Here is a 4,222-nt window from a genome sequence, read left to right as displayed (position 1 = left end):
AAACAGACAATCTTCCACAACCTAATCAAAAGAATGGTGAATGAAGACAAATTATATATTCAAAATATTATATGAGACTAAGCGTCCACCTCTATTCATGTGTTTATATTTTGCTTTTCATTGGTCATAACTTGTCCCGTGACGAAGGAAACGGGACAAGTTATGACCAATGAAAAACAATTATGGACACATGAAATTATGGATGCTTTAGAAGGAAAGATTGATTTGTTTGAAGTAGCTGAGATCAAACTGAGCTACAGTGCAAAAGTGAAAGCTTCGATGCGGCCATGTGTCTGTGGCTCCCGAGAGGTGTATGGAGTGCTTTCCAAAACCTGGGATCGGGACAGGATTGAGTTTGTAGAGGATTTTAAAGTGATGCTGCTTTCCAGGGCCAATAGGATGCTTGGAATAGTAACCATCAGTTAAGGAGGTACGGCAGGGACTGTGGTGGATGTCAAGCTGGTTTTTACGACTGTGATCAAGTCAAAAAGCCATTCCATAATTCTTTCGCATAATCATCCGTCCGGGAATCTGATGCCATCAGAACAAGATAAACGATTGACCCGTCGGATCAAGGAAGCCGGAAAGATCCTGGATATCCCGGTACTGGATCACCTGATTTTGACAGCTGAAAGGTATTATTCCTTTGCGGATGATTGGGAGCTCTAGGGCTCTTTTTTTAATCTATTAATTAGGATTATAGATTATGATATTCTTAGATTATGGAAGTAACTTATCGGGATAAATACCGAGGGTTTTGAAAAGAAAGTTAAGAGAACACCGATTACAACAGCAATTATCCCAGAACGAACTTGCCGATCTATCAGGAATATCTCTCAGAACAGTACAGCGGATTGAAAGCGGAATGTCTTCCGGCAGCCCTTTCGTCATCAGGGCACTGTGTAAGACATTGCAGATTGAACCTGATGATCTGATAACCGATAAGGGCCTTCATCCTGATGGGATTAAACCTGCCGAAACTATGGCAGGGACAGATCCGACTAAAGGAATTTATGACGTAAGGTTGAAGTATATCAACTTCAGCGCTGTTTCTGTCTTGTTTTTCCCGTTCTTGAATTTGGTGTTTCCTACTGTTCTGTACTTCGTTTTTAAAAAGTCACTTTCGCATTCCCGTGACAAGGAGGCCGCCCTGAAAATTTTAAGTTTTCAGATTCTGTGGTCATTTGCCACACTAACTATGATGATATTTATTCCGGTTCTTGATCACTATGTTTTCAAAGTCGGGGACGTTTCGGAAATCCCCCTGTTTGTATGGTGTTATCTGATACAGGCTATCCTGCTGATTGCAATTATGCTGAACACTGCCGGAAATATTAACAGGGAGAGAGGCATACTTACATTTGTCCCGAATATCCTGTAAAACAGGCTATAAATCGGTGTGTCATATCTTTGTCATTAAAATGACACCGGCTGTCATAGTCCGTGCCAATGTGCATAAGCTAGTTTTGCTGAATGAAAAACTACTACACCATGAATCACAGACTAAACCTATTCCTTATCCTATTCTCCATGCTTTTGACTTCTGGGCTTGAAGCCCAACAGATACTAAGCGATTCCCTTCAAGCCCGGTTAAGAGTAGGTGTAAAAGGGTTTCAGGACAGGTACCATTCGCCAAGTATCGCCGTGGCTATTGTCCATGGTAATGACATTATCTTCGAAGATGCGCAGGGCTTCACCGATCTGGAGGAAGAAATTCCGGCAACTGTCAATTCCAAATATCAAATCCAGTCCATCACCAAACTATTTACAGCAACCATGTTCATGCAGTTATGGGAGCGGGGGGTGGTTGATCTGGATGAGGACGTGCAAAAATTAGTGCCTGAGTATTCTGCAAAATGGCGTAAACAAGCCGATACCGGGACTACACTCCTGGAACTTGCAACGCATAATTCAGGACTTCCACGGAATTCCCCTGCGGATGTGGATTTTGCCAAACAAGTAGACAGATGGTTATTGACCAAAAATGATCTGGGACCTATTCAGTCTGCGACAATGGAAGCATTTATTCGCTCACTTCAGTATATCGATAAAGAATATCCCGAATACCGGTTTTTAAATGGGAATACCCGTCACTATTCCAATCTTGGTTATGGTCTTCTTGGCTTGGGCCTGGAGCGGGCTGCAGCAACAGGATACGAGGAATATGTACTTTCGGAAATCTGCAAGCCTCTAAAGCTTGCAGACACAGGATTCGGTACGTTCAGCTCGGGGGGTAACATTATTGCCAAAGGCTATTTCTATGCAGGTGATGAAGAGGGATTCATCAAAACCCCTGACTTTTACCCCAATTCAATGGTATATGCGGGCGGAATGTACTCAACAGCTTCGGATCTTGCTAAATTTATCAGTGCACAGTTCGACGAGAACAACCCGATCATTTCGGGTAAGAGCCTGAGAATGATGCAGCGTTTAGGAATAGGGTGGTTACGTAATTACCCCTTCGTTGTACACGAGGGGTCAATGCTGGGAGCGCGCAGCGAAATCATATTCAATCCTGAGTTAAAGATCGGGTGGGTCGTGCTGGCCAATACGACCGATTTTCAATTTGACAGGATAAACGATTATATCGCAGAACTGATTGTACCCCTGTTTATTGAAAAACCGGTCACCGAGCTGCAGGAATACGTTGGGACATATGTGTTGGAAGGCAGTTTTGACAGCTTGAAAATATATTTAAAGGACGGAAATCTCTATTCAACCTACCTTGATGAAATTATGCCGGACCTGCCGTTGGTCTTTTCCGGCAACAATTCATTGACCGCCGCCGGAAATGACGGACACGGGATACACTACCGGTTTAATGTCGGATCCCAGTCAGAAATTACGAGCCTTACCCTCAATCAGCTGAGATGGATAAAGGAATAAATCCCATCCTGTTTTCCTGCATGATTTTACCGCTTTTGACCGGTTTTCTGATTTATCCGCTTAATGCACAACAGATGGCTGTCGAAACCATCACGGGAAGAAAAATTGCAGTCGCTGAACTGGAAAGGTTTATCACCCTGCAGATGGATTCCCTGGAGGTGCCCGGTCTTTCACTTGCTGTCATCAATAACAAATCAGTTGTCTATGCCGGGAACTTCGGTGTCAAAAACCTGCTCACTGGGGAACAGGTAAATCAACATACCCTTTTTGAAGCCTGTTCGCTGTCTAAACCCCTATTTGCGTATTTCGTGCTGAAATTTGTACAGCGGGGAGCATTGGGTTTGGATACCCCGGTTTACACTTACTTTATGGACAGGGAGGTGGATTATTCCGATTCCGGGTATAAAGCATTAACAGCCAGAATGGTTCTGAACCACTGCTCGGGATGGCCCAATTGGAGGGATGCCCCAGGAGACCTGCTTGAATTTAGTTTTAAGCCCGGTAGCCAATCAAGGTATTCGGGAGAAGGCTATCAGTACCTAAAAAGAGTCCTAAACTATCTTTTGGATGTTTCGGATATCAAGCTGAATGATTACTTCCTTGAAGAAGTTACTCGCACGCTGAATGCGGAGCCGATGAGTTTTGTCTGGCAGGATTCCATGAAAGTATTTAAAGCCTATGGTCATCGTAACGGAGTTCCTACAGACAACGGTCCCCATGGCAGTCCGGATTTATTTGATGCGGCAGCGGGGCTCCATACCACAGCAGGTGGATACGCCAAATTTATTGCTGAACTGATGGATCCCAATAACGCGCTAAACCAAGCTCTCCTTGAATTACAAACATCCCTGCCCCCGGAGTCTGACGGGCTCTACCGAAGCCTTGGCTTTCCTTATAAGCCAGTCGCAGGCGAAATGAGGTTCTACCATTCAGGCAATAATGGAGATACCCGATCTTATTGTCACTTTTATAGAGAGAAAGGTATTGGATTAGTTTTGTTTGGTAATTCTGATAATTTCTTTTCCTCCGGGTTTGTCGCTAAAATGCTGGAGTTTCTGGATGAGGAATATCCCTACTGAGTGAAACAGCCCTTCCAATATTCTGCATGACTCGTAAAAAGCAACCTATTAACCGACAAAAAGATCATCATTATAGATAATCAGATAAATCTATATGATTATCCGCTTTTCTACCAGTAACGGAAGAAAGGTGTCATAATATTCGAAAAACACTAGCGGAGCGGTGATACTCCCTGAATAAAGTTGACACATTTTGTTGGGACAAAAAACCAATTAAGATGAAAAAAGGATTTCAACTAAAGCCCCAACGTATTTTC

At 43.4% G+C, this 4,222-nt stretch carries 4 protein-coding genes and 1 pseudogene; all 5 read left to right on the top strand.

Annotated elements, in window-relative coordinates; translation table 11 throughout:
- Positions 1 to 162: 162 nt before the first annotated feature.
- Positions 163 to 426 (top strand): hypothetical protein, encoded by a 264-nt coding sequence (locus J2X69_RS24645; protein WP_310109506.1) that lies wholly within the window; start codon positions 163 to 165, stop codon positions 424 to 426.
- 12 nt (positions 427 to 438) lie between these two features.
- Positions 439 to 669 (top strand): annotated as a pseudogene (locus J2X69_RS24640) (JAB domain-containing protein); the annotation flags it as partial.
- Between the two features lie 88 nt (positions 670 to 757).
- The gene (locus J2X69_RS24635; RefSeq protein WP_310109504.1) at positions 758 to 1,381 is read left to right on the top strand and encodes a helix-turn-helix domain-containing protein; all 624 of its coding nucleotides are present in this window, start codon (positions 758 to 760) and stop codon (positions 1,379 to 1,381) included.
- A gap of 110 nt (positions 1,382 to 1,491) precedes the next feature.
- Entirely contained in the window at positions 1,492 to 2,886 is a 1,395-nt protein-coding gene (locus J2X69_RS24630; protein WP_310109501.1) for a serine hydrolase domain-containing protein, read from the top strand.
- The gene (locus tag J2X69_RS24625) at positions 2,871 to 3,965 is read left to right on the top strand and encodes a serine hydrolase domain-containing protein (protein WP_310109498.1); all 1,095 of its coding nucleotides are present in this window, start codon (positions 2,871 to 2,873) and stop codon (positions 3,963 to 3,965) included. Before J2X69_RS24630 ends, J2X69_RS24625 begins: the two co-directional genes overlap by 16 nt.
- Positions 3,966 to 4,222: the final 257 nt, after the last annotated feature.

It is taken from the genome of Algoriphagus sp. 4150, assembly GCF_031457395.1.
GTDB lineage: Bacteria > Bacteroidota > Bacteroidia > Cytophagales > Cyclobacteriaceae > Algoriphagus.
The sequence above is the reverse complement of the archived record's forward strand: the minus strand, read 5'-3'. Positions and strand labels throughout refer to the sequence as shown.